The sequence below is a fragment of the Psychrobacter sp. Rd 27.2 genome, assembly GCF_001921755.1.
GTDB lineage: Bacteria > Pseudomonadota > Gammaproteobacteria > Pseudomonadales > Moraxellaceae > Psychrobacter > Psychrobacter celer.
In genome coordinates, this window is the sequence record NZ_MRYB01000007.1 from 136,187 (window position 1) to 160,657 (window position 24,471).

Annotated in this window: 21 protein-coding genes; 13 read left to right on the plus strand and 8 right to left on the minus strand. The window is 49.7% G+C overall.

Annotated elements, in window-relative coordinates; translation table 11 throughout:
- Positions 1-182 precede the first annotated feature (182 nt).
- The 4 genes from BTV99_RS07930 (at position 183) to thiS (ending at position 2,520) form a co-directional block, all read left to right on the plus strand.
- Positions 183-641 (plus strand): sulfurtransferase TusA family protein, encoded by a 459-nt coding sequence (locus tag BTV99_RS07930; RefSeq protein ID WP_075101828.1) that lies wholly within the window; start codon positions 183-185, stop codon positions 639-641.
- Positions 642-882: 241 nt separating this feature from the next.
- Positions 883-1,746, plus strand: coding sequence for an RNA polymerase sigma factor RpoH (gene rpoH, locus BTV99_RS07935; RefSeq protein ID WP_198335748.1), 864 nt, complete (start codon positions 883-885; stop codon positions 1,744-1,746).
- 82 nt (positions 1,747-1,828) lie between these two features.
- Entirely contained in the window at positions 1,829-2,206 is a 378-nt protein-coding gene (locus BTV99_RS07940) for a DUF423 domain-containing protein (protein ID WP_075101830.1), read from the plus strand.
- Between the two features lie 113 nt (positions 2,207-2,319).
- On the plus strand, positions 2,320-2,520 hold the full coding sequence (thiS, locus tag BTV99_RS07945; protein ID WP_075101831.1) for a sulfur carrier protein ThiS: 201 nt from the start codon (positions 2,320-2,322) through the stop codon (positions 2,518-2,520).
- A 258-nt stretch (positions 2,521-2,778) separates the two neighbouring features.
- Here thiS and hpf read toward each other — a convergent pair whose 3' ends face one another.
- Positions 2,779-3,159 (minus strand): ribosome hibernation-promoting factor, HPF/YfiA family, encoded by a 381-nt coding sequence (gene hpf / locus BTV99_RS07950; RefSeq protein WP_075101832.1) that lies wholly within the window; start codon positions 3,157-3,159, stop codon positions 2,779-2,781.
- 539 nt (positions 3,160-3,698) lie between these two features.
- A complete protein-coding gene (gene rpoN / locus BTV99_RS07955; RefSeq protein WP_075101833.1) occupies positions 3,699-5,390 on the minus strand; it encodes an RNA polymerase factor sigma-54 in 1,692 nt (563 codons plus the stop codon).
- 288 nt (positions 5,391-5,678) lie between these two features.
- On the opposite strand from rpoN, the gene BTV99_RS07960 reads away from it, so the two are divergent.
- Entirely contained in the window at positions 5,679-6,578 is a 900-nt protein-coding gene (locus tag BTV99_RS07960) for a carbon-nitrogen hydrolase family protein (RefSeq protein WP_075101834.1), read from the plus strand.
- 107 nt (positions 6,579-6,685) lie between these two features.
- Here BTV99_RS07960 and BTV99_RS07965 read toward each other — a convergent pair whose 3' ends face one another.
- From BTV99_RS07965 to BTV99_RS07980, 4 genes are all read right to left on the minus strand, one after another.
- The gene (locus BTV99_RS07965; RefSeq protein WP_256713757.1) at positions 6,686-7,792 is read right to left on the minus strand and encodes a tyrosine recombinase XerC; all 1,107 of its coding nucleotides are present in this window, start codon (positions 7,790-7,792) and stop codon (positions 6,686-6,688) included.
- A 49-nt stretch (positions 7,793-7,841) separates the two neighbouring features.
- Positions 7,842-8,729 carry a diaminopimelate epimerase gene (gene dapF, locus BTV99_RS07970; protein ID WP_075101835.1) on the minus strand — a complete coding sequence of 296 codons (888 nt, stop codon included), beginning with the start codon at positions 8,727-8,729 and terminating at the stop codon, positions 7,842-7,844.
- A gap of 115 nt (positions 8,730-8,844) precedes the next feature.
- Complete coding sequence (gene lysA, locus BTV99_RS07975; protein ID WP_178377942.1) at positions 8,845-10,203, minus strand: diaminopimelate decarboxylase; 1,359 nt, start codon at positions 10,201-10,203, stop codon at positions 8,845-8,847.
- Between the two features lie 276 nt (positions 10,204-10,479).
- Positions 10,480-10,794 carry a lipoprotein gene (locus BTV99_RS07980; RefSeq protein ID WP_075101836.1) on the minus strand — a complete coding sequence of 105 codons (315 nt, stop codon included), beginning with the start codon at positions 10,792-10,794 and terminating at the stop codon, positions 10,480-10,482.
- A gap of 739 nt (positions 10,795-11,533) precedes the next feature.
- Here BTV99_RS07980 and BTV99_RS07985 point away from each other — a divergent pair.
- The 7 genes from BTV99_RS07985 (at position 11,534) to BTV99_RS08015 (ending at position 19,127) form a co-directional block, all read left to right on the plus strand.
- On the plus strand, positions 11,534-12,766 hold the full coding sequence (locus tag BTV99_RS07985) for an acetate/propionate family kinase (RefSeq protein ID WP_075101837.1): 1,233 nt from the start codon (positions 11,534-11,536) through the stop codon (positions 12,764-12,766).
- Between the two features lie 153 nt (positions 12,767-12,919).
- Positions 12,920-15,067 (plus strand): phosphate acetyltransferase, encoded by a 2,148-nt coding sequence (gene pta, locus BTV99_RS07990; protein WP_075101838.1) that lies wholly within the window; start codon positions 12,920-12,922, stop codon positions 15,065-15,067.
- Positions 15,068-15,272: 205 nt separating this feature from the next.
- A complete protein-coding gene (locus BTV99_RS07995; protein WP_075101839.1) occupies positions 15,273-16,181 on the plus strand; it encodes a nicotinate-nicotinamide nucleotide adenylyltransferase in 909 nt (302 codons plus the stop codon).
- 201 nt (positions 16,182-16,382) lie between these two features.
- On the plus strand, positions 16,383-16,784 hold the full coding sequence (gene rsfS, locus BTV99_RS08000) for a ribosome silencing factor (protein ID WP_075101840.1): 402 nt from the start codon (positions 16,383-16,385) through the stop codon (positions 16,782-16,784).
- Positions 16,785-16,967: 183 nt separating this feature from the next.
- Positions 16,968-17,759: an MOSC domain-containing protein gene (locus tag BTV99_RS08005; protein WP_075101841.1), complete on the plus strand. Its 792-nt coding sequence runs from the start codon at positions 16,968-16,970 to the stop codon at positions 17,757-17,759.
- Positions 17,760-18,049: 290 nt separating this feature from the next.
- Positions 18,050-18,880: an N-acetylmuramoyl-L-alanine amidase gene (locus tag BTV99_RS08010; RefSeq protein ID WP_256713758.1), complete on the plus strand. Its 831-nt coding sequence runs from the start codon at positions 18,050-18,052 to the stop codon at positions 18,878-18,880.
- A 28-nt stretch (positions 18,881-18,908) separates the two neighbouring features.
- A complete protein-coding gene (locus BTV99_RS08015; RefSeq protein WP_075101843.1) occupies positions 18,909-19,127 on the plus strand; it encodes a hypothetical protein in 219 nt (72 codons plus the stop codon).
- A 136-nt stretch (positions 19,128-19,263) separates the two neighbouring features.
- On the opposite strand, the gene purL is transcribed toward BTV99_RS08015, so the two are convergent.
- Positions 19,264-23,262: a phosphoribosylformylglycinamidine synthase gene (purL, locus tag BTV99_RS08020; RefSeq protein WP_075101844.1), complete on the minus strand. Its 3,999-nt coding sequence runs from the start codon at positions 23,260-23,262 to the stop codon at positions 19,264-19,266.
- Between the two features lie 530 nt (positions 23,263-23,792).
- On the opposite strand from purL, the gene BTV99_RS08025 reads away from it, so the two are divergent.
- Entirely contained in the window at positions 23,793-24,287 is a 495-nt protein-coding gene (locus BTV99_RS08025; RefSeq protein WP_075101845.1) for a pyridoxamine 5'-phosphate oxidase family protein, read from the plus strand.
- Here BTV99_RS08025 and BTV99_RS13695 read toward each other — a convergent pair.
- Positions 24,282-24,471 (minus strand): hypothetical protein (locus tag BTV99_RS13695; protein ID WP_218607473.1); only part of this gene is annotated, 190 nt, incomplete at its 5' end. The two genes, BTV99_RS08025 and BTV99_RS13695, sit on opposite strands and share 6 nt — an antisense overlap.

Consider the following 24,471-nt stretch of genomic DNA (forward strand, 5'->3'; position numbering starts at 1 on the left):
CGCAGACCGTCACGATTGTGCAACATGACTGTGCAATCGTTATATCATTATCGTTATCATTCTAACGAACCGAACATGACGTTGACTATATTCAACTGCAATCGCCCTTGCGCTATTTGTTATAATGACAAGCCATCACCCCTCTCTTAAGTTAAAACCCTCGCATATGATAAGGTTTGTTTATGTCTGCCGATAGTCAGCCCATCACCCGCCCCGCCTCTGACGTTATTTACTTCGCGGCGGATTTGTCTGCAACTGAGCAACAGCAAAGCTGCGAGCTCCTACGCTTGCTGGGTGACGCAGTACTCATCAGCGATACGCCGCTGGATATGACACCGCCGCGCCTGACAATAAAAAAACTGGTCGACGGCCGCGGACTGGCCTGCCCGATGCCTTTATTAAAGACCAAAGTGGCTCTGCGTGAGGTGGCGGCAGGTGAGTCGCTATACGTGGTGGCGACTGATCCCAACTCACAGGCAGATATTGCCGCGTTTTGTCGCCAAAGCCAGCAAACGGGCAGCACAGCACCCTTGTCTTTAAGCGTCCATGAAGTGACCCATCAACCTGCCAATGATGATAAATCTGTCGCGCATTTCGATACAATATATCACTTCATCATTACCAAAACCGATAGCAACTAACGATGGCTATCCTTTACAATTACAACTATAAAGATTTTTATCTGACTATTTGCTTAACTATTTAACCAAGGTCAAAAATATGGCTAATCCTTCTAATAATGCTGCAAAAACGAGTAAAAAAGACGAGGCAGCGCCGATAAAAAATGAAGCACGCGATGCGGCGCTAAAAGCCGCTGCCGAGCGGCCACCCTATGACGCCAGTACCCTTGGCGACACCAGCACCCGTGACTTGGTGCCTGCGATGCCGACCCACTTGTCCGCGCCAGGCGTCAACCTAGGTGCCTATATCAATACCGTTCATCAAATCCCCATCTTGACACCGACCCAAGAGCAGGAGCTGGCTCATCGCTACTATGACGAAGGCGATGTAGAAGCGGCGCGCTTATTGGTCATGTCACATCTGCGTTTTGTCATTCATATTGCTCGTAGCTACTCAGGCTACGGATTGCCGCAGGCGGACTTGATTCAAGAAGGCAACTTAGGGCTGATGAAGGCGGTCAAACGCTTTGATCCCAATAAAGGCGTACGTCTGGTATCCTTTGCCGTTCATTGGATCAAGGCAGAGATTCATGAGTTTGTGATTCGTAACTGGCGTATCGTCAAAGTCGCCACCACCAAGGCGCACCGTAAGCTGTTTTTTAATTTACGCAGCTTAAAAAAAACCAATAACCAGCTGACGCTAGAAGAAGCGGATGCTATTGCCAAGGACTTAAACGTCACGCGTAAGCAAGTACTAGAGATGGAATCGCGTCTGACCTCTTACGACGCCTCATTTGAAGCACAATCTAGTGATGATGACGACGGCCGCTATGCGCCGCAGTTGTTTTTAGAAGATGGCATCGACCCCGCCGAGCAGCTCGAAGAAGAAGACTGGGAAGAAAACAACTCCTCAGCACTGCTTGCTGCGATGGGCACATTGGATGATCGCTCACGTGACATCGTCGAGCAGCGCTGGCTTTCTGAGCAAAAATCCACCTTGCATGAGCTGGCAGCAGTCTACTCTATCTCAGCGGAGCGCGTACGCCAGATCGAAAAAAACGCCATGGACAAGATTCGCGATGCCATGACCATCGATAGCGTTATCTTACCCGATGACATTCAATAGACAGTACAAAGTACATGGCAGCAAATGGTACAGAGAAATAGATAGTGCAGAGCATGATGCAGTACATAACACGAGTTTTGCTATGGTAAATTGGATAGGAATTGCGGCGATTAATATGGCCATTGCCGTGGCTCTAGGGGCATTTGGCGCGCATGGTCTAAAAAACCTCGTCAGCCTGCAGCAGTTAGAGTGGTGGCATACCGCAACGCTGTATTTATTTGTCCATGCGCTCGGTCTGCTGATCGTCGGCGTGTTGATACGTCTAAGGTACGCCGCGCAACCCCCTGCATGGCTGCTACAAGTCGGTATAATCATATTTGCTGGTAGCCTATATGCGATGACGCTGGGCGCGCCGCGCTGGTTTGGCGCTATCACGCCTATCGGCGGCGTACTGATGATAGCAGGCTGGCTATGGCTGGCGATATCCGCGTTTACCATCAAGCCGGCAGCCGAAAAATAGCTTATCAGGGCTGATAGCCATGATAAAAAACGATAAAGAGTAAGGCGGCTGATAGTATGACCCATATGTCAGTGCCGATAAAAGGAACAAGACTGCATTAGGGAGCATCTGTTATGAGTACTATTAGTGTCAATGGTAAACATCTACAAACCACACACCAGACGGTGCAGCTGGTCATCAATGAGCTTGGCCTGAGTAAAGGTCGCTATGCGGTAGAAGTCGACGGCGAGCTGATACCAAAAAGTGAGCTTGCTGGCATGCGTGTCAAAGAAGGCATGAGCATCGAAGTGGTACAAGCCGTCGGCGGTGGCTAGGTCTTAGCGACCGTATAGCTATTTACCCTGCCGTTACGTATCGTCAGTTCGACATAAAATCGCTATGCTGATAATAAGCGGCTCTGATTAAATAGCTCTGATATAGTAAATGGCACAAAAGAAAAAGACCTTAGCACTTATGAGCTAAGGTCTTTTCTTTTATGCCGTTTATTTTTTTATAAGAAATTAAGGCCTAATAAGGTAATGACATTATAATAGTAGTTGTATTGTCCTACACCCTATTAGACCTTAATAGGATCATACCGCTGGCGCTATCTCGGCTGGCGTCACATCTTGATAACGTCCATCACGCCCTGCCCCTTGTGTTTTCTTACGCTCTTGACGAGTTTTGTACTTACGGACTTGTCTATCGAGCTTGTCTGCCATGTCGTTGATGGCTTTGTACATATCATCTTCAGACGCTTGGACAAACATCTCTTGACCCGCCACTCGCATAATGGCTTCTGCCTTATGGCTCTTCATGCCGCCGTCACTGGCGCCGCTATTATCGAGCGATAGTATCACTTTAATACTCTGTATCTGATCAAAATGTCGCTCTACTTTTTCTAGCTTTTCGCGAACTGCCTTGTCCATGGCTTCGGTAACACTGATATGATGACCACTGATAGAAACATTCATATTATTGTCCTTTTGTTTATAACTCACAATCAACAGATGACATAGCCGTCCTGCCTGTATCACCCTGCCTTACCAACAACTCATTAATCAAATCTAAGACCCTTGTTAGCTATGTCTCTGATAGATAGACCGTTAGCCACCAGTATCTTTAGCAAAAATCAACGTATCCTTATATCGTCTCTTTGGTTGCTAATGAAGATAAATACCGTCAAGGTAAATACATTCTATAAATACGTACTGAGGTTAAACACTTAGATTTGTACTTGGGTTTCGTTGTTGGTATGACTCTAATTTGTCATGAAAGCGGCGTAGTAGCAAGCCATTAAATTGTAATTAAATGTAATAAATACTGTTGTTTCTATCAAGTTTCTATATAATCAAAAAATTTTATTTTTTATATCTATAGGTAGGGTGCAGCAACACAGTAGCATGGTCTATGGCTGATATCGACGCAAAAAAATAACGCCGCTCATATCGTGTTACTAGCGGCGCTATTTTAGGGCGTGTTGAACACGAGTGCTTGATGATAAAAAGATGCGTTAATATTTTTGTTTACGCTGGGTGGACGAGCCGATATTCATCGCTTCACGGTACTTGGCCACCGTACGCCGAGCGATATCGATACCATCAGCCAATAGCGTCTCTTTGATACGGCTGTCTGATAAGGGCTTTTTGGGGTCTTCATCGGCGATCAGCTGTTTTATCATGGCGCTGATAGCGGTTGATGAGATATCACCATCTGCGCTGCTGACATGCGAAGAAAAAAAGTGCTTAAGCGAAAATAAGCCCTGCGGTGTCAAGATGGTTTTGCTGGTGGTCAAACGTGAGACCGTCGATTCGTGCAGCCCGACCTCATCGGCAATGACTTTGAGAACCAATGGCTGCATGGCGGTGGCACCCTGCTGCAAAAACGCTTGTTGATGATGCACGATGCTGGTCGCGACTTTTAGTAGGTTTTGGTTGCGCTCTTCGATACTTCTGATAAACAATCTGGCATCGGTGAGGTTGTCACGCAGGTACTGATTATCAGGGCTATCATCACCGCGCTTGACCAAGCTGGCGTACTCTTGATTGACCCGTAGCTTGGGTAGTGTCTCAGGATTTAGGCGTACTTGCCAGCCGGCTTCCTGCGCGTCAGGCAAACCAGTAGGACGACGAATGGGTGTGACCAGCACATCGGGTATGTCGTAGCTGTCTGGCGACTGAGCATGGTCAGGCTGGTTTTTTTGAAAGACGACGCCTGGTAACGGGGTCAATGTGCGCAGTAACGTCAAGGCGGGCATGATGTCCTCAGAAGTCAGCCCTGTGTGCTCGGTCAATGCCTTGATATTATTGCTGACCAGATACTCACTGGCAGATAAAAGCGCGTGAGCTTCTTTTAGATATGCGGTACTGGGATCGAGCTTTGCGAGCTGCAGGGCAAGGCATTCGCTTAAATCACGAGCGCCAACGCCCAGTGGATCGCAAGACTGGACAATACGAAGCACGGCCAGTATCTCATCTCGCTCGACCCGCTCCTCCCACTGATAAAAGCTGGCCATGGTATCCAAGCTCTGTAACAGCTCATCGATATCGAGCCGAACAAACCCCATCTCATCCATCGAGTCGATCAAATACTCAGCGATCAAGGTATCGGTGTCTGATAAACGCTTAAAGTTTAATTGCCAGCGCACATGGTCTTGAATAGTGGCAGAGGTGCCCCCTTGATAGCTATCAAAGTCCTCATTCGCGTGCTGCGCGCTGCTGGTCGTCTGACTGCTCGCGGCGGATGCATAGTTATCGGTACGATAGTCAGTAACATTGTCATCATCATTGTAAGCCGCTGCGTCGAAGTCCGTTATATTATCATCACCTGCAGGAGCGCCGTTTGTCTCCAGACCAACTGTCTCCAAACGGTCTATGTCTACGCCACTATCTGCCCCATACTCATCCGTCTTTTTTGCGGTGCTACTAAACGCATCGGTGGCTGTCGTCTGATTCCAGTCATCAAGCGTTAAGCTATGCTCAGCTGTCTCCATACTGTCGTTCGCGCCGCTGTCAGAGCCCTCACTGTCGCCATATTCTTCATCGTCCTCGATGCGTTCGAGCAGAGGATTGCTATCGAGCTTGGCCTGAACCTCTTGCGCCAGCTCAAGACTAGAGAGCTGCAGCAATTTAATGGCTTGCTGCATCTGCGGGGTCAGCTTTTGTGAGGTGCTCAGCGTGGTTGCCAATCCGAACGACATACTCATGGGTGGCTTATTACACTCCGACGATGGTGATAGTCAATAAACAACTGGCTAAGATCATGATTTAGCCCTAACAGGACACGACGATAGCATTTTCTGTTGCAATTTTGCTACGATAATTTATACCCAGCCCAGATACGCTTATTTTACTATTACTATAAAACCTTCTAAAATCAATGTTTTCGCTATCATTGCTGGCATGCCGACACAGCCGACTGGCAAAGCCTGCAAAAGCTCAATATTAAAATAAACACCAAAACAAACGACAACTAAAACACAATTGAGAATATTATGAACCACAACCAAGCGAACGACCAATCATTTGCCGTCGCTGCCATTCAAATGAATAGCCAGCAGGACATCGAGCAAAACCTAGCAGACATCGAGACGGCCATTAGCGCCGCTTCCCAACAAGGCGCTCACATGGTGGTGTTACCAGAAAACTGCTGTAGCATGGGGCAACAGTCTGCCACAGCCGAGCGCTTCGATGAGCTATCATCGACGATAGCAGGCTATGCCAGTACTCATGGTATCTATGTGCTGGCAGGCTCATTGCCTTGTCCTTATCGCCCTGATGGTATTGTCGTCCCTGATGGTAGGCTGCGTCAAGTCAGCCAAGTGTTTGCCCCTGACGGTACGCGCGTGGCCCGCTATGACAAGATTCATCTGTTTACCGCGACAGTCGCTGACAAAACAGGCAGCTATAATGAAGCGGCGACCTTTGAGCCTGGCACCCAAACCGTCGTAGCGCCGCTAGAGACTGAGGATACGGTCTACCAGCTGGGTATGATGGTCTGCTTTGATTTGCGTTTTCCAGCGTTGGCTCAGCGCCTGCGTCAAGCTGGGGCAGATATGCTGAGTGCTCCTTCAGCCTTTACCTATTTGACTGGGCAAGCGCATTGGTCACTGCTGCTACGGGCACGGGCACTAGACAGTCAATGCATGGTGATTGGGGCGGCGCAAGGGGGAGACCACACCTATCAGGACGGTCACACACGGCAGACATGGGGACATGCTGCCATCACCGCCTATGATGGCACGGTGCTCAGCAGCTACGATGACAGCGAGCTACAAAAAATGAGCACCACAGAAAACCAGCGCTATGCCATGGTGATGGCGTCTTTAGACAAATCGCAACAGCAGCAAGGACGACAGAAATTGCCGATTTTTGACTGTCATCGTTTGGCATAAAGCTGTCTGAAAAAAGCTGTCTGACAAATAATTTGATGATTAAATTGTTAATAGGGCAATGCCGTCACAAGGCACAAGACGATAGAACCTTATAGGTAAGGCCAAACTTACTCGGTATCACCATCAATTTGTGTGTGAGTGGCACGCGGATGAGCGCGGTCATAAACCTGCGTGAGCTTGGCAAAATCAACATGGGTATAGATCTGTGTGGTGCTGATATCACTGTGCCCGAGCATTTCTTGTACCGCACGCAGGTCACCACTGCCTGAGAGCATGTGTGAGGCAAAACAGTGACGCAGCAAGTGTGGATACATGTTTTGGGCGATACCAGCGCGGGCAGCGGCTACTTTTAGACGCTGCTGCACCGCTCTGGTCGATAGGCGGGTGCCCAGCTTTTCGCTGATAAACAGCGCGGTGTCCATCTGCTCAACCCACAACTCACGGTGCGGCAGATAGCGGCGTATGGCTTCAGCGGCTTTGCGCCCTAGCGGTAGCAAACGCGTTTTGTTGCCTTTTCCTGTGACGCGCACGCGTAAGTCAGACAAATCGATATCGCTCACATCAAGTGCCACCAGCTCGCCGACACGAAGACCACTGCTATAGAGCAGCTCAAACATCGCCTTATCACGTAACCAAAGGCGCGCCTGCTCTGGAGTATCGGGCACTTCTTGCTCAAGCAATTGGGTGAGTAAATCAACATCCGCGATAGATGGTAGAGGTCTGGCACTGCGTTTGAGCTGATAACCAGTGGTTGGGTTGATACGAGCTAGGCCCTCCTCTATCAGCCAACCATAAAAATGGCGAATGGCGGACAGCTCCTGTTGGACACTGGCCAGGGCAAGCTTGTCTTCATCGAGGCGCTGGCTGATATGCTGAGCCAACTGGCGCTTGTCACAGCGCGTCCATGTCAGACGCTTGCCCCGCAAAAACAGCGCCAACTGATTTAACCCAGCAAAATAAGCCGTCAAGGTGTGCTCAGAATGATTGCGTACCGACAAGGTGTTGAGCCAGCGATGCACTGGGGACAGCAGCTCACGCAGTGCCGCATCGGCCTCTCTGCTTGTCGCCAGCGAGCCTGAGCGCCGCGCTTGTGAGGCGTCGTCTGCTGCTAATGCCGCCGCTCGCCCTAAGTCTGTATCTACCTCTTTATCTAAGTCTTGTTTTTGACTGGTGCGTCGCTGCGTCTTGTTATGAGACGTCCTTTTGCTGGACATGACCATTGCTGTTACCTACTCGCCAAACGTACATGCTGGGCAGTTTTTATTAACCCTCAGAGCTTGGTTTGATACCCGCTTGCGCCATCAGCCCATCCGGACTAAACACTCCTTCGTAGACAAAGGCCGTCGGGCCGGTCATCATCACCGAATAACCAGGCTGCCACTTGATAATCATACTACCGCCATATAGCTGCGCGCGTATCTCTTCGCCCTCGTCGAGCCAGCCTTCACGAATACCGACGGCCACCGCCGCACAGGCACCTGTACCACACGCTTGGGTCTCGCCCACGCCGCGCTCATAGACACGCAAGCGAATGTGCCGCTGATTCATGATTTGCATAAAGCCGACATTGACCCGCTCTGGAAAAGCAGGGTGCGACTCGATGGCTTTGCCTAATGCCTCGACATCGGCGCTTAGGACGTCATCGACCTTGATCACCGCATGGGGATTGCCCATATTGGCCACATAAAGCTGCACAGGCGTGCCATCGACATCGAGATGATAGGCGTTTTGAATTTTGGTAGTGGCTTTTGGGGTAAAGGGAATCTCGTCTGGCTCAAACTTGGGCTTGCCCATATCGACCTCGACCCAGCCGTAACGGTCGGTGGTCAACGAGATGATGCCGCTGGCCGTCTCGACACGCAGACGCTGCTTAAATGATAGCTTTCGTGCCTGCACAAAACGGGCAAAGCAGCGCGCGCCATTGCCGCACTGCTCTACTTCTGTACCATCGGTATTAAAAATACGATAGCTAAAATCCACGTCAGGACGCATAGGTGGCTCGACGACCAACAACTGATCAAAGCCGATACCCAGATGACGATCGCCCAACAATTGCACCAACTCTCTGGTGAGATCTAAGCGCTGGGTCACCAAATCGATGACCATAAAATCATTGCCCAGACCATGCATTTTTGTAAATTCTATTAGCATACCCTTGATATCCTATCCTAATTTTTATGTATGCGTTATATTAGCACGCTGTCAGATACAATGATAATTATCACCGTTAAATACCCAATTATCGTCATCAGTTCGGCCATACGGGCTAGGGCGCGTCCTGCCACAGCTGCTCATCTGCATAGAGCGCCTCGACTGTCTCGCGCGGGCGAATCAGTTGATGACGCTCGCCCGCTACCATGACTTCACTGGCGCGCGGGCGTGAGTTGTAGTTACTACTCATGGTAAAGCCATAAGCCCCCGCTCCTGTGATGGCCAGCGTATCGCCTGTCTGTAAGGATAGCAGACGATCTTTTGCCAAAAAGTCGCCCGTCTCACAGATAGCGCCGACGATATCCCACGTTTGGGTATCAGGCGTCTCGATACCAGCGCTTGGCAGCACAGTCGGTATCACTGCCATTTCAGCCTGATAGAGCGCTGGACGGATCAAATCATTCATTGCCGCATCGACGATGGCAAAGTTTTTGTGCGCCGTCGGCTTGAGGACATCGACGCGAGTCAACAGCACGCCTGCATTGGCCACGATACTACGGCCCGGCTCAAAAAACACTGTCAATCCCAGCTCACTCAGCTTAGGCAGTAACGCTTGCGCAAAGTCCTCGATAGATACTGGCATCTCATCGATATAGCGGACGCCGAGGCCGCCGCCCAAATCGATATGACGCAGCTCAATACCGTTATCACGTAAGCCCTGTATCAGCTCAATGACTTTATCTAATGCCGCCACAAAAGGCGCCACTTCTGTCAGCTGCGAGCCAATATGACAATCAATACCGACAATCTCGATATGTGACAAAGTCGCGGCTTGCTGATAGAGCGCTAGCGCTTCTTGGTGCGCGACACCAAACTTATTGTCTTTTAAGCCCGTTGAGATATACGGATGGGTCTTGGCATCGACGTCTGGATTGACACGTAGCGAGATCGGTGCAGGCTTATCCAGCGTCTTTGCTACCTCGTTGATCAACGCAAGCTCGCTGATAGACTCGATGTTAAAGCAGCCGATACCTTGGGTGAGGGCATACTCAATATCGCCATAGGTTTTGCCGACGCCTGAGAATACCACGCGATCAGCCCTACCCCCTGCTGCCAGTACGCGCATCAGCTCGCCGCGTGAGACGATATCAAACCCAGCGCCTGCCTGTGCCAGCACCCCTAGCACCGCAAGGTTTGAGTTGGCTTTTACGGCGTAGCATATCTGATGCTCTACGCTGGCAAAGCTTTTGCTATAGGCGTGATAAACGTCCAATATTGCTTGTTTGGAGTATACATAGCATGGCGTGCCGTAATGATTGACCACCTCATCGATATTGACCTGCTCCATATGCAGTGCGCCATCGCGATAATCCAGCGCAGGCAGATGAGCGGTTAGCGCCTGCGGGTCGATATACAGCCCTTGTGCGGTATGGGTAGTGACGGATTCGCCGATTTTTTGCTCAGAATGACTCATATAAATATCTCTACATTGATCAAGGTATTAAGAAGATGGCAAGGACAAAAATGCACGACTAGCACGGCAACAGCCCTATCAAAGATTGTATGGCTAGCATATAAACGACTCCCAAACACTGCCATAACAGTGTGGACACCGAGACAATCAAGTTCACAAGCTGGCTCACCCTAAGAGCGGCTACCCTGCGATGCTTAATTGCTAGTTGCTAGTTGCTAGTTGCTTAGTGAATTAGTAAATTAGTGAATTCATAACTTACTAGGTTGGTCACTTGCCTTAGTAGTCGTTGGGATCGGTACTGGGCGCTGGTAGCTGCCAATCATCGCGCGGCTGATGCTTATCATCATCAATACCAGCAAAGGCGGCATCTTGCGGATGGCTGGTACTGCCGAGCGTCTCTGTGCTTTGCTGCACTGTTTGGTGACTATCATCTACCAGATACAGGCCGCCCTTTTGCCCGCAGCCTGACAAAGCCAGCAGTGATACGGCACTCACGATAAATACTGGCTTCATAGAAGTAAGACTGGCGCGGCGATGGGCGACTGTGCTGGTCGCGTTCTGGAGATGGGTCGAGCGGCGAGTAAAAAGCATAGCGTGGATGACCTATGTGAATGACCGATAACGATGTATATAACAGTATGGTGTATATAACAACATATAGTGAGCTCAGTATAAAAACTGATACAGTGCGACTGGGATGAATTTTGCGCCGCATCTGTCTGTGCAGGCACAGCACGCCAAAAAAATTTATACCAGTTCCGCGTCGAAATATAGTGTATCTGTTTTATTTAGAATCGACTATAAATAAGCGAATGAGTCCGCCAAAAAAGCGTCCATGGGCGGATTGGGTAATCGCATTATGACATAAAGCGCCCCTTATACTGAATATGATAGGGTAATAAATTCCTCATCGTTTTACTGGCGGACAAACGGACAGTTTTTGAGCACAAAAAAGCGCATTATCCTGATTTAGACAAACTTTCTTACAATTTTTATTGGCTGCTATTTTTTGTGTTAACGCTCGATAGACATTGACTACACTCGGTGTACAGTTGTATTTGCCAAGCAACGATTTATGGCTTTAACCCTGATAGTTATCATGGTATAGCCACAAAAATGTGTTACATTATAGACGGACCTTGCGACTGTGTTTGGGTGCTAGCGGGCAACTCAACACACACTGATCGACCGTGACAGCCAAGGATACCTCAAATCAGCCATATGCTTGCTTGACCTATGTCAGCTTGGATATCGCTGGTTTTTGTGTATTACCCCGCGACTCATTTACTGAGTCACCATTTAACAAAAATCATCTAAGGATAGAGAGAGTATGAGCGACAGCCTAAATCCCAATTTTTACGACCAAAACGCAGAAACATCCACCCTAACCAACCCTACCTTAGTCCTCAACTGCGGTTCTTCTTCTATCAAATACGCCCTCATCAGCGAAGACAACTCTATTCGTATCACTGGACTGGCCGAAAACTTAGGCCTTGACACCGCCCGTATCAAACACACCACCATCAATGGCGATAAGCTAGAAATCTCTATCCCAGGCGGCCGGCACAAACTGGCCTTACAAAAAATCCTTGAGTTATTAGAGCAATATCACTTTATCGCTGTCGGACACCGCGTGGTCCATGGTGGCCGCGAGTACTCAGAAGCGGTACGTGTCGATGAGCATGTCTTAGACGAAGTCAAACGCCTAAAAATATTGGCCCCGCTACACAACCCAGCTCACGCTTTGGGCATCGAAGCGGTACAAGCCATCTACCCCGAGATTCCGCAGGTGGTGGTTTTTGATACCGCCTTTCACCAAACCATGCCGCCGGTGGCATTTCGCTACCCAGTACCAAAAGCCCTCTACGAAGAGCATAAAATCCGCCGCTATGGCTTTCATGGTACCTCTCATGCCTATGTCTCAGAGCGCGCCAGTGAAATCACTCAAACAAAAGGCCCGCATGGCTGGCTGACCGCGCATCTGGGCAACGGCTGCTCGGCGACCGCCGTCTATGATGGTAAGAGTCTGGATACCAGCATGGGGCTGACCCCGCTTGAGGGCTTGATGATGGGTACCCGTAGTGGCGATGTCGACCCAAGTTTGCACATGCACCTAAAGCGCCAGCTCGATATGAGCTTAGAAGACATCGATGCGATGCTCAATAACGAAAGTGGCCTACTGGGTATCTCAGGGCTATCGAACGACCTGCGTACAGTCGAAGAAGCGGCCAACGAAGGCCACCAAGATGCCAAACTGGCTATCGAGATGTTCTGCTACCGCGTGGGTAAGTATCTGGCCAGCTTAAGCTGTGCGCTGCCTGAGCTGACGGGTATCGTCTTTACCGGTGGTATCGGTGAAAACTCGGTCACCGCCCGTACTCGTATCTTAGAGGTGATGCGTCATTTTGGTATCAAGGTCGATGCCAACAAAAACGCAGGGCTGTTTGGCGGTAGCGAAGGCAGTTTCCACGCAGAGGACAGCCATCTGGAGCTTTGGGTCGTCCCAACGGACGAAGAATGCCGCATCGCTCAAGAAACCCGTGAAGCCTTGAGCCTCACCTAGGTTCTGTCTGCTGACAGATCCATCGTGAGGATGGGTTTGTCAGCGTTTTTGTCCGTGCCTTTGATGATCGCTATCAAAAAGCGCGGCATCTATCTGACTCATTCTGGCAAGGATGAACACGCTTTAAAAATACAATAAACCGTAGGATACACTATGCAAACCATTTTACTTGTTCCCATTAGTCGCGGTATCGGTGTGACATCAGCGGCGCTCGGCCTGATTCGCGCTTTTGATTATAACGGTATCAAAGCCGGCTTTATGAAGCCGTTTTTGCAAGATGATACCTTTGATAAGCAGCATAGCTTGGACAGTACCAGCGCTTTGACCATGCATGCTTTTGGTCTCAATCCACCAAAATCGATCAGCCGTCAGCGCGTTGAGCGTATGCTGGGCGATGACAACCTAGACGACTTGATGGAAGAAGTGGTGGTCAATTATCATACGATTGGCGACAATTATGACGTGGTCATCTGTGAAGGTCTGGTGCCAACCACAGAAACCTCTTATGCCTCACAAATCAACCGCGCCATCGCCCACGCACTCGATGCCAAAATCATCTTTGTCAGCACTGCCGACACCAAAAATCCGGCGCATTTGGCAGATAAAATCGATGTGCACGCGCGCGAGTTCGGCGGTATCGTCAGCGCCCGCACTCTTGGGGTGATTTTGATGCGCGTACACGACGTGCCAAATACCTTTGAGACGCAGCCCGTCGCACCAGGCGAGGCTATCGTCAACTTAGATGACACCTTTATGCAAGAGGTGCAGCGCCTCTCCCCTACTTTTAATACCGATGCATTTCGCCTGATCGGGGTGGTGCCGTTTAGTGACTCGCTGTCTGTGCCTCGCACGTGGGATATCGCCACCGAGCTCGATGCCAAGTGGCTCAACGTCGGCGAAGCCAAATCGCGCCGCATTACCCGCATTAGCCTCACCGCGCGCTCGGTGTCACGTGTCGACGAGGTGTTTAAACGCGGCACCCTGATCGTCGTACCAGGCGATCGCGATGATTTGCTATTGGCCGCAGGCTTGGCCTGTATCAATGGTATCCCGCTGGCAGGGCTGGTATTGACAGGCGGCGTCGAGCCAAGTGCCACCGTCGCTGAGCTATGGCAGTCGGCGCTCAAAACGGGCATTCCGGTCATGAGTGTCGAGTCCGACAGCTACGAGACGGTACAGAGCCTTGTGCATATGAGCTCTGAGATTCCAAGTGACGACACCGAGCGCGCTGATGAAGTGGCGCGTTATGTGGCCGCGCACCTAGATTTGAGCTGGATTAAGACTTACTTTAGCCAAAACCATGAGCCGCGCCTGTCGCCTTCTGCGTTTCGTCATCAAGTGGTCAAAAAAGCCCAACATGCCAAAAAACGCATCGTCCTACCAGAAGGCGCGGAACCACGTACAGTCGAAGCGGCCTGCATCTGTCAAAGCCGCGGTATCGCCAACTGTGTGCTGCTCGCCAAGCGCGCCGATGTCGAGCAAGTGGCCAAAAACCGCGATCTGACCATTCCTGATGACCTTGAAATCATCGATCCCGATAGCCTTGATATGAGCAAGTATATCGCTGCTGTCGTCGAGCGCCGCAAAGGTAAGACCAGTGCAGAAGTGGCCGCCGAATACCTAAAAGACACGGTCTATTTAGGGACGGTCATGTTACAGCTAGACGAAGTCGATGGCTTGGTATCTGGTGCTATTCATACCACGGCAAACACCGTGCGTCCTGCCTTTCAGCTCATCAAAACCGCACCGCAATACTCCTTAGTATCGTCGGTGTTCTTTATGCTGCTGCCTGAGCAAGTGGTGGTCTATGGTGACTGCGCCATCAACCCAGATCCAAATGCCGAAGAGCTCGCCGAGATTGCCATTCAGTCAGCGCAGTCGGCCGCCGCCTTTGGTATCGACCCAAAAGTTGCCATGATCAGCTACTCTACTGGCTCATCAGGGAGCGGCGCGGATGTGGAAAAAGTCACGCGTGCCACCCAAATCGTCCGCGAGCGAGCACCTGAGCTAAAAGTCGATGGCCCGCTACAGTATGATGCTGCCTCTGTGATGAGTGTCGGCAAACAAAAAGCGCCCGACTCACCGGTCGCAGGCCAAGCCAATGTCTTTATCTTCCCGGACCTAAACACGGGCAACACCACTTATAAGGCCGTACAGCGTAGTGCCAATGTGGTCAGCGTCGGCCCCATGCTACAAGGTCTCAACAAGCCGGTAAATGACTTATCTCGCGGCGCACTGGTCGATGATATCATCTATACCATCGCCCTGACCGCCATCCAAGCCTATAGCGACTTGATTTAATCACCACTTGCCTCGCGTCGCACTGTCTTTTATCTTTCTGTTATTTAACCGACTGTCATACTGATGGTCGGTTTTTTATTAGTGAGATTTAAGCAAATATAACGCGCTTTTCATGACATCTACTGCCACACGCTTACAATGATGCTATAGTTCATCTCACGTCTTTGAGCCACTATATTTTTATCCGCTTTTTATTCGTTTATCTATGTCAAACACCACCCTGCAACCTGCGCAACCTGCACCTGCCATTCGCGCCTATCTTGGCGGCTCATTTGACCCTGTCCATCGCGGGCATGTACAGATGGCGATGGCAGTCTATCAAAGCCTGCTACCACTCGCCCAAGCGCAGCAGCGCGCGCTTTATGTGTCGTTGTTGCCCAATTCGCGCTCACCCTTCAAGCGCCAAAGCAGCGACCCTAAGCATCGTTTGGCCATGCTAAAGCTGGCGATACAAGACACACCACTATACATAGATGAGCTTGAGATTTGGCAGCCGCCGCCTGTCTATACCATCGATAGCGTGCGCACCCTGCGCCAGCGTTATCCTGTCGACAGCTTGATATTTATCATGGGTATGGACAGCGCCCGCAGTTTGGATAAATGGCAAGATGGTCTACAGCTGACCGATTATGTACATCTGTGGGTCTTTTATCGCGATACTATGCCAGTCCCTGATACGGATAACGCCAGACAAGCGCTGCAAGATTGGCTGCCCACACCTTTGCAGACGGCAGTCACCGACTCGCCAGCGGCATTGACCCAGCCTATCTCTCCGCCTTCTTTTATTCAAACGCCTACAGACCCTACGATAGAGCAGGCGGTCTTGAAAAACTCAGCGTCTGGCCGCATTTATATAGATATGCGGCAAGTAGCAGCCATCTCCAGCACGCAGATACGGCAAACGCTACAGCAGCAGCCCCGTGGTGATAGCGAAGCGGCACCTGATAGCGCGGCTGGCAACCATACCAAGCCAGTTATAGACGAGCAAATGACCGCAGCATCCGCTATCAATGCTATTATGAACCCGCCCGATCCACTCGCTAAATGGCTAAATCCTGCTGTTTATCATTATATTATCGTCCATCAGCTATATTCTGCGGCGCAATTCCGTTAAAATCGCCTTATCTTTGTTATTTTGCCATGCTTGCCCCTCTAGGACTTGACCGCTGATACGCTGACTGATGTTTTGGCTAATGATTGGACTACTGGCTTGATAGCCACTTTGACATAATGGTCACTGGGATAATATCGTCCTAGGCAGACGGACGCTTTAACATTTTATTTTATATATTTACGATTTAAGAGATGAAAATTTATGACCAATACCATGACTGACGACCGTTTAAAAGAATGCTTAGCCGTTGTAGAAAGCGCCCTCGATGACATGAAAGCAAAAAACATTACCGTGATGAATGTAGAGAGCCTAACCGATGTCATGGAGCGTATCGTCATCGCAAACGGTACCTCAAAGCGCCATGTCCGCGCGATGGCTGACAGCGTCGGAGCCGAAGTCAAGCAAGCAGGCTTTATGCCACTTGGCCGTGAAGGCGGTAACGACTCGGATTGGACCTTGATCGACTTAGGGGCTGTCGTCGTGCATATGATGACCCCGCAAGCCCGCGAGTTTTATGACCTAGAGGGTCTGTGGTCATCGCCTGAGAGCCTAGCTGAGCTGGTCGCTACCCCGCGCGAAAAGAAAGCCGGTCGCCGCAATTAATCTACGGCCACCAGCTGTCTTTTCTACAGACGCATATACAAGTGATACAAAAAAGATCAGCGAACCCGTCTGGTCTTTTTTTTGGGTTTTGGTCAACAAGACTGCAACTGCGCCGCGTTTGCGCTACTATAATGTCATGATAAAACCATTTTATCTCTAGATAATCATCTACTAGGACACGCCATGAGTACTGCCATTGCCAACGCCGCTACCCCAAACGTTCATACAGATTTTGATCACCCGTTACCGCTGCATATCGCGACCTTGATAGAGGTGCGCGCAGGCAAAGCCATGCCATTCGCCCGCGAAGCCATGAGCGCGATTGACAAAGCACCGATTAGCGCCCCTGTCGCCGTTGACTTTATGGGCTTGACCACAGACGAACAAGCCGATCGTAAGCATCATGGCGGCCCGCTAAAAGCGGTGCACCAGCTGCCGTGCGCTACTTATACCAAGATCAATGCAGCGTTTGACCTTAACGTACGGGTCGGCACACTCGGCGAAAACCTCATCACTGAAGCAGTAAATGACCTGCCTGAGATGGAAGAGTCTAGCGTCTGTATCGGTGATGTTTTTCAGTATGGTGAAATAGAAAATGCTGCCAGCCTCCAGCTGCGTATCGTCCAGCCGCGACGGCCTTGCTACAAAATAAACGACCAAATCGGCCAGTTTACCAAAGTGCCCAACATCGCGGCATGGGTAAGCAAACAAGGCATCGCTGGCTGGTACTTTCAGGTGGTGCGCGATGGGATGGTCGATGCAGGTTTGCCTGTCTATCTGGTCGAGCGTCCTTACCCCTTTGCGACGCTCCAGACGCTATGGCAGTTGTCTAACTCAAAAGAAAAGTATGATGCCAAGGTGATCGAGCCGTGGTTGGCGATTGAGTGCTTGGAGGACAGCTGGAAGACCGTTTTGGCCAAAAAAATACGACAAGATACCATCAAGACTCACAACACTGATCGCCCATCGACCTAAAAAACAGATAGCAATACCAATCATAATGGTTGAAAAAATAAATACGCAAAAGCCTTATACTAGGGCGTGCCCTCATTTGAAAAATAGGGATAAAAATGAGACAAATTGCGGTTTGACAGCACTTGGCCAGATTTAGCCATTTTTAAGCCGTTTAGCTGACTGTGTTAAATGACAGTCGATTGGATTGAGGCCACGCCTTAGAGTACATTCTTAAGAGTACATCCTTATTGTAAAAGCAAAAACTTTCAAATAGGCCAAACATGGTAAAACCTTTCGCATGGGCTCTGTGCATGATCCTGCCAATCAGCGGCTGCGTGGCAACATCGACGCCGCGTTATGTCATCGATAGCACCAGTTATCAAGCCACTGGCAAAAGCCAGCGTATCAAAACCATCGTCCTGCACTACACCGTCTCAGACAATGAGCGCTCGATAAAAACCCTGACCACCGGTCAAGTCAGCGCCCACTATCTGATTTTGGATAGGGATGACGACAAGGTTTATAGCTTGGTAGATGAGAGCGAGCGCGCTTGGCATGCAGGCGACAGCGGGTTTGCTGGTAGGACGATACTTAACGATACCTCCATCGGCATCGAGATTGTCAATGCAGGCATCAAGCCTGAATATCGCAATGCTCTAAACAATGGCGTGCTCGACTATCATCCGTACGAGCACTATGTCGCATTTGATGAATTACAGATTAAAAAAGTCGCCGAGCTGGTGCAAGATATCGCCAAGCGCTATGACATCTCTCCAAAAAATATCGTCGGCCATACTGATATAGCGCCATCACGTAAAATCGACCCCGGAGCCAAGTTCCCTTGGCAGCGACTATATAAAGAGTACGGCGTTGGCGCTTGGTATGATGAATTTGATAAGCAGTACTTTATGCATCCAGACGCCTTTGCCGCAGCGACGATACCTGAGATTAAGCAAGCGTTTCGTGATTACGGTTATCAAATCAATGACACAGACGCGTGGGACAAAGCCAGCCGAGATGTAGTCTATGCCTTTCAGCTACATTTTCGCCCGCAGCGACCAACGGGCGAGATGGATTTGGAAACTTATGCTATCTTAAAGGCATTAAATAAAAAGTATGCTGGTCGTGATGACTTTTATTAAGTGATAAAAATGCTAGGAGACATAAACCATGACTAACTCACAATACAATGAGAAAAATGAACAAGACGAGCTACAGAAATACCTAGAAGAAAAAGCCAAACAAGAGCAGGAGCAAGAAAAGCAAAAAGAACAAGAGCCTGAGCAGCTGTCGGCTTATGAGGCTTGCGTGCTAAGAGAAAGCGCTAGAATTCATGAATTGATCGCTGAGGCTCAGAAGAATACTAATGAACATTCAGAGGATGAGTAATCGATTGAAAAACCTTCTATACGGTAATTTTTCTCTCATATAGAACCAAATCATAAACCCAAAACAAAAAAAGGTGAGCTTTACGCTCACCTTTTTTTATTACCTCAAACAATATTCTAAGCTGACTCAGTCGATCTTAACGCAACCAAGCCCTTGCATTACGGAACATACGCATCCACGCGCCATCCTCGTCCCACGCTTCTGGTTTCCAGCTGTGGTTGTAGGCTTTTAGATTACGCTCAGGGTGCGGCATCATGATAGTGACGCGGCCGTCAGTGCTACATAGACCCGTGACACCGCCAAGCGAACCGTTTGGATTGAGCGGATAGGTCTCGGTTGGATGACCTTGGCTATCGACATAACGCATGGCGAGCTGACCGTGTTTTGCCATACCGTCAATCTCGGTGTTGTCCAGCGTGGCATAGCCTTCACCGTGCGCCACAGCGATTGGTAAGATACTGTCTTGCATGCCTTTGAACAGGATGGACTTGGTACGCTCGACTTTGACGTTGACGGTACGCGCTTCAAAACGAGCCGACTGGTTGGCGATGAAGCGTGGGAAGTTCTCTGCGCCTGGAATCAGGTCTTTGAGCTGCGCCATCATCTGACAGCCGTTACAAACACCCAAGCTAAAGGTGTTCGGACGGGCAAAGAAGCGCACAAACTGCATGCGCAATTCGTCATGGAACAAGATAGAGTTTGCCCAGCCTGAGCCTGCGCCAAGTACATCACCATAACTAAAGCCGCCACAAGCAACCAAACCGTCGAAGTCACGTAGATTGATACGGCCTTCTAGTAAGTCGCTCATGTGCACATCGACCGCTTCAAAGCCAGCTTGGGTAAAGCCAGCTGCCATCTCGGTCTGACCATTAACGCCTTGCTCGCGCAGGATAGCGACTCTTGGTTTAGTGTCGCGACTATTTAAGTATGGCTCTTCAACCTTTTGATTCAGATTAAAGTTTGGTGCAGCGATCAGGCCTTGATGGCTGGCATCAGAGATTAAGTCATACTCTTGCTGCACGCACGCTGGGTTGTCACGGCGACGGGCGATTTGGTAGCTGACTTGGCTCCACTCTTGTTGCAGCTCAGCACGGCTAAAGCGTAGGGTATCGTCACCCATGAGTGTTGGCGTTTGAATGATAAGGCTATCTTCTTCAGTGCTTTGACCGACAAGGCTAAGCATATCACCGACGTTATATTGCTCCGCTAGCTCCATCAAAGCTGCGACGTTTTCTGGTAAAACTTGAACCACCGCACCCAGCTCTTCACTGAACAGTTGACCGAGTAGACTGTCATCAGCCAATGACAACTTGATACCTTGACGGCTGGTGAACTGCATCTCTGCAATCGTCGCCAGCAAGCCACCATCACCGATATCATGATAAGCACTGATAACGCCTTGCGCGTTACCCGCTTGGATAAAGTTAAAAAAGTCGATCAAGTCGCTTGGCTTTTCAAGGTCAGGACATTCGTTGCCCAATTGGCTTGCCGTTTGCGCAAGGATCGAGCCGCCCAGACGCAATTTGCCTTTAGATAAGTCAATACGGTAAAACGCACTGTCGCCGTTGATCAGCTCAGGGGTGAGGGTTTTTGCCACGTCAGCGACTGGTGCAAAGGCCGTCACGACCAAACTCATAGGCGAGACGACTGATTTTTCTTGTTTTTCACCTTCATCGTTATCCGTCCAGTTGGCACGCATCGATAGCGAGTCTTTACCGACTGGAATAGCGATACCGAGTGCTGGGCACAGCTCTTCGCCAACGGTATAGACAGCGTCAAACAATGCCGCGTCTTCTGCGTCGTCGCCACATGCCGCCATCCAGTTCGCCGACATGGTGATATCGGATAGCTGAGCGATACGGGCACCGGCGATATTGGTAATGGCTTCACCAACCGCCAGACGCGCCGAGGCTTTTGGATTGATAAGGGCGACAGGCGTACGCTCACCGACACTCATCGCTTCACCAGTCATCGGCTGACCATCTAGCGCCACCAGACCTGATGCTGTCACCGCGCAGTCAGCGACGGGCACTTGATAGCGGCCCACATACTGATCGCGTACAACCATACCGGTGATCGAGCGGTCACCGATGCTGATAAGGAAAGACTTGCTAGCGACAGTTGGATGACGTAGCACGTCTTTGATGGATTCGGTTAGATTGATATCAGCCAAGTTCAGCGCGGACAACTCAGTCTCTTGACGCTCAAAGCTGCGCTGCATCTTTGGCGTGCCACCGAGCAATACTTGCATCGGCATATCAACCGGCTGCTCAGGTAGTAATTCGTCATTAACGACAAGCTGACGTATTTCAGTCGCTTCACCTAAGATAGCATACGGGCAGCGCTCACGAGCACAGATCGCATCAAATTGCTCTTTACTCTCTGGGCGAATCGCGAGGACATAACGCTCTTGCGCCTCATTTGACCAGATGGCCATTGGCGACATGCCCGCTTCTAGCGACGGGATTTTACGTAGGTTTAAATGCGCGCCCATATCATGGTCATCGACCAGCTCTGGCATGGCATTTGACAGGCCGCCTGCCCCAACATCATGGATAGAGACGATTGGGTTGCCGTCTTTACTGGCATTACTAGCGTCAGCATCGTTACCCGCTAAGGCCCAGCAGCGATCGATGACTTCTTGACAACGGCGCTCCATCTCGGCGTTATCACGCTGCACTGAAGCAAAGTCTAGACCTTCATCCAACTCACCGCTATCGACTGACGATGCTGCTCCGCCGCCCAGACCGATTTGCATCGCAGGGCCACCAAGGACGATAAGCAGGTCGCCTTCACGAATGGCGTTTTTTTCAATGAGGTTGCGTTTGATATTGCCATAACCGCCCGCCAGCATAATTGGCTTATGATAGCCGCGCATCTCGCTGCCGTCTTTTGCCGCCGAGGTATCAAGCTGAAAACTGCGGAAATAGCCGCATAGGTTGGGACGACCAAACTCATTGGAGAAGTTGGCGCTACCAAGTGGTGCTTCGGTCATAATCTCAAGGCTGGTGGCCATACGATCTGGCGTACCGTAGTCTTGCGTGCTTAATTGACCAGACTGCTCCCACTTCTCAGGCATCTCAGGGATATGCAAGTGCGATACGTGGAAACCTGTCAGACCGGCTTTTGGCTTACCGCCGCGGCCCGTTGCGCCTTCATCACGAATCTCACCGCCTGCGCCCGTTGCCGCGCCAGCATAAGGAGCAATCGCCGTTGGGTGGTTGTGGGTTTCGACTTTCATTAAGATGTCGATGGCTTCTTGATGGAAGGCATACGGATGGCTTGAGTTGGCGTCCATCGCATCGGTCGGCACCGGATAATAACGCAGCCCCTCCGCCCCTGTTCTAACCGCTGCATTGTCCTTATAAGCAGACAAGATGCCTTGCGGGTTTGATTGATAGGTGTTTTTGATCATCTGAAACAATGACTTTGGCTGCACTTCGCCATCGATCGTCCACTCGGCATTAAAGATCTTGTGACGGCAATGCTCAGAGTTGGCCTGCGCAAACATCATCAGTTCAACGTCGGTCGGATTACGCTGCAGCTCATTGACATAGGCATTCATCAGATAATCAATGTCTTCGCTCGATAGCGCAAAACCAAACTGAGTATTGGCCGACTCAAGGGCACTGCGTCCTTCACCCATCACATCGATACGATTGAGCGCCGCTGGTGGTTCGTCATCAAACAACTTGCTCACGTCGTTTAAGTCATAAACCAAGCTCTGGGTCATACGGTCAAATAACAACTGCTCAGCATTTACTGGCAGTTTTTCGTCTGCTTCACCATCGACCGTGAGGGTATAAACAATGACACGTTCGACGCGATTGATTTTAATTTCACAGTTATTAAAGATATCAGTCGCTTTACTTGCCCATGGCGAGATCGTCCCAAAACGCGGCCCGACGATCACTTGTATCTGATTGTCCTCTGGAGCGACAAGCTCAGTGCCCGCTGTGACGCCCAGCAAGTCCCGCGCTTTTTGCGCGTCTTCATCAACAAGCTTTCGTGATAGCACATACACTTGCTGAGTATGGATCTGGCTGACATTTAGTTCGGTCTTTTGCTGAAACTGACTGATGAGTTGCTGCGTCTGAAAATCGGTAAGAAACGGTTGTCCGGCGATGGTCATCATAAAGGCATAATCCGTAAGAAAGGCATCTCTGCCATGCAAAGTAAATGGTCTGCGTATTATAACAAGAAGCCCCATAATAAGCAGGCCAAAACCACGATAAATTGCCAAAGTGACGGCTTCTTTACTTGATGCAGCAGCAATCTGCTGCGCTAATGGCTGCCCTTTTGCCCGTTATGGCCGCATGGCGCATTGCCGCTCACTGGTGCTTTATGCATAGATAGTCTTATTCATATAGTCTTGCTTGGCTTGTCTTTTTAGCATTGAGAGGTTGCAAAGCAGCAAGCTTTGATGGATGCCGTCACAATTTTTACCTAATACTTATAGTCCTTACAAACCGTCACATCGCATTACTGGCAGCCTATATAAATGCTTTGCCAGTAGTCGTTATGCTAGATGGCAGTTACTGGATAGCAGAAGGTTTTTATATTTTTATCCAAAGTCTTTGCTCAAAGCCAATCACCATCAAATAACACACTATCAAATATCAACAATCTATAACCCTAACAAACTATAAAGAAAAGGAAATCCCTATGAGTAGACAAGACCATATCGATAAAGTGCAAGAATTGGTAAAAGACGTCAAATTTGCCATGATGACCACCCGTACGCATGAAGACCACCTGCATGCCTGCCCGATGACCACCAGCGAAACCAGTATCGGCGCCAAAGAGATTTGGTTTATCGGTGATAAAACCACCGAAACCGTCAAAGACATCGAAAGAAACCCACAAGTAAACTTGGCTTATGTCAGCCAAGACGCCAAAAATTATGTCTCGATCAATGGTAAAGCCGAGCTGGTTGAAGACCAAGAAAAGCTCGATGAGCTATGGTCGCCGATTTATAATGCATTCTACGAGCAAGGCAAAGAAGACCCAAATGTCCAGCTCATCAAAGTCGTGCCACATGGCGCTGAATATTGGCTCAGTGGTAGCTCAGTGGTCAATATGTTTAAGATGACCACCGCTGCGGTCATGGATGGCAAAAAAGCGACCAATCTGGGGGAAAACAATTCCGTAACGCTATAGAGTCAATCGCGCTATAAGAAGTATTAAATAATAAGAAGTATAAATATAAGCGATAACCATAGCAAAAAAACGCCAGTGGCTGATGCGACTGGCGTTTTTTTGCTTGGTGTCCCGTCCTAAAATAAGTTTACGAAAAAGGGACTTATTTATGGACAAGTTAGCAATAGCAAAGGTTAAGCGCACT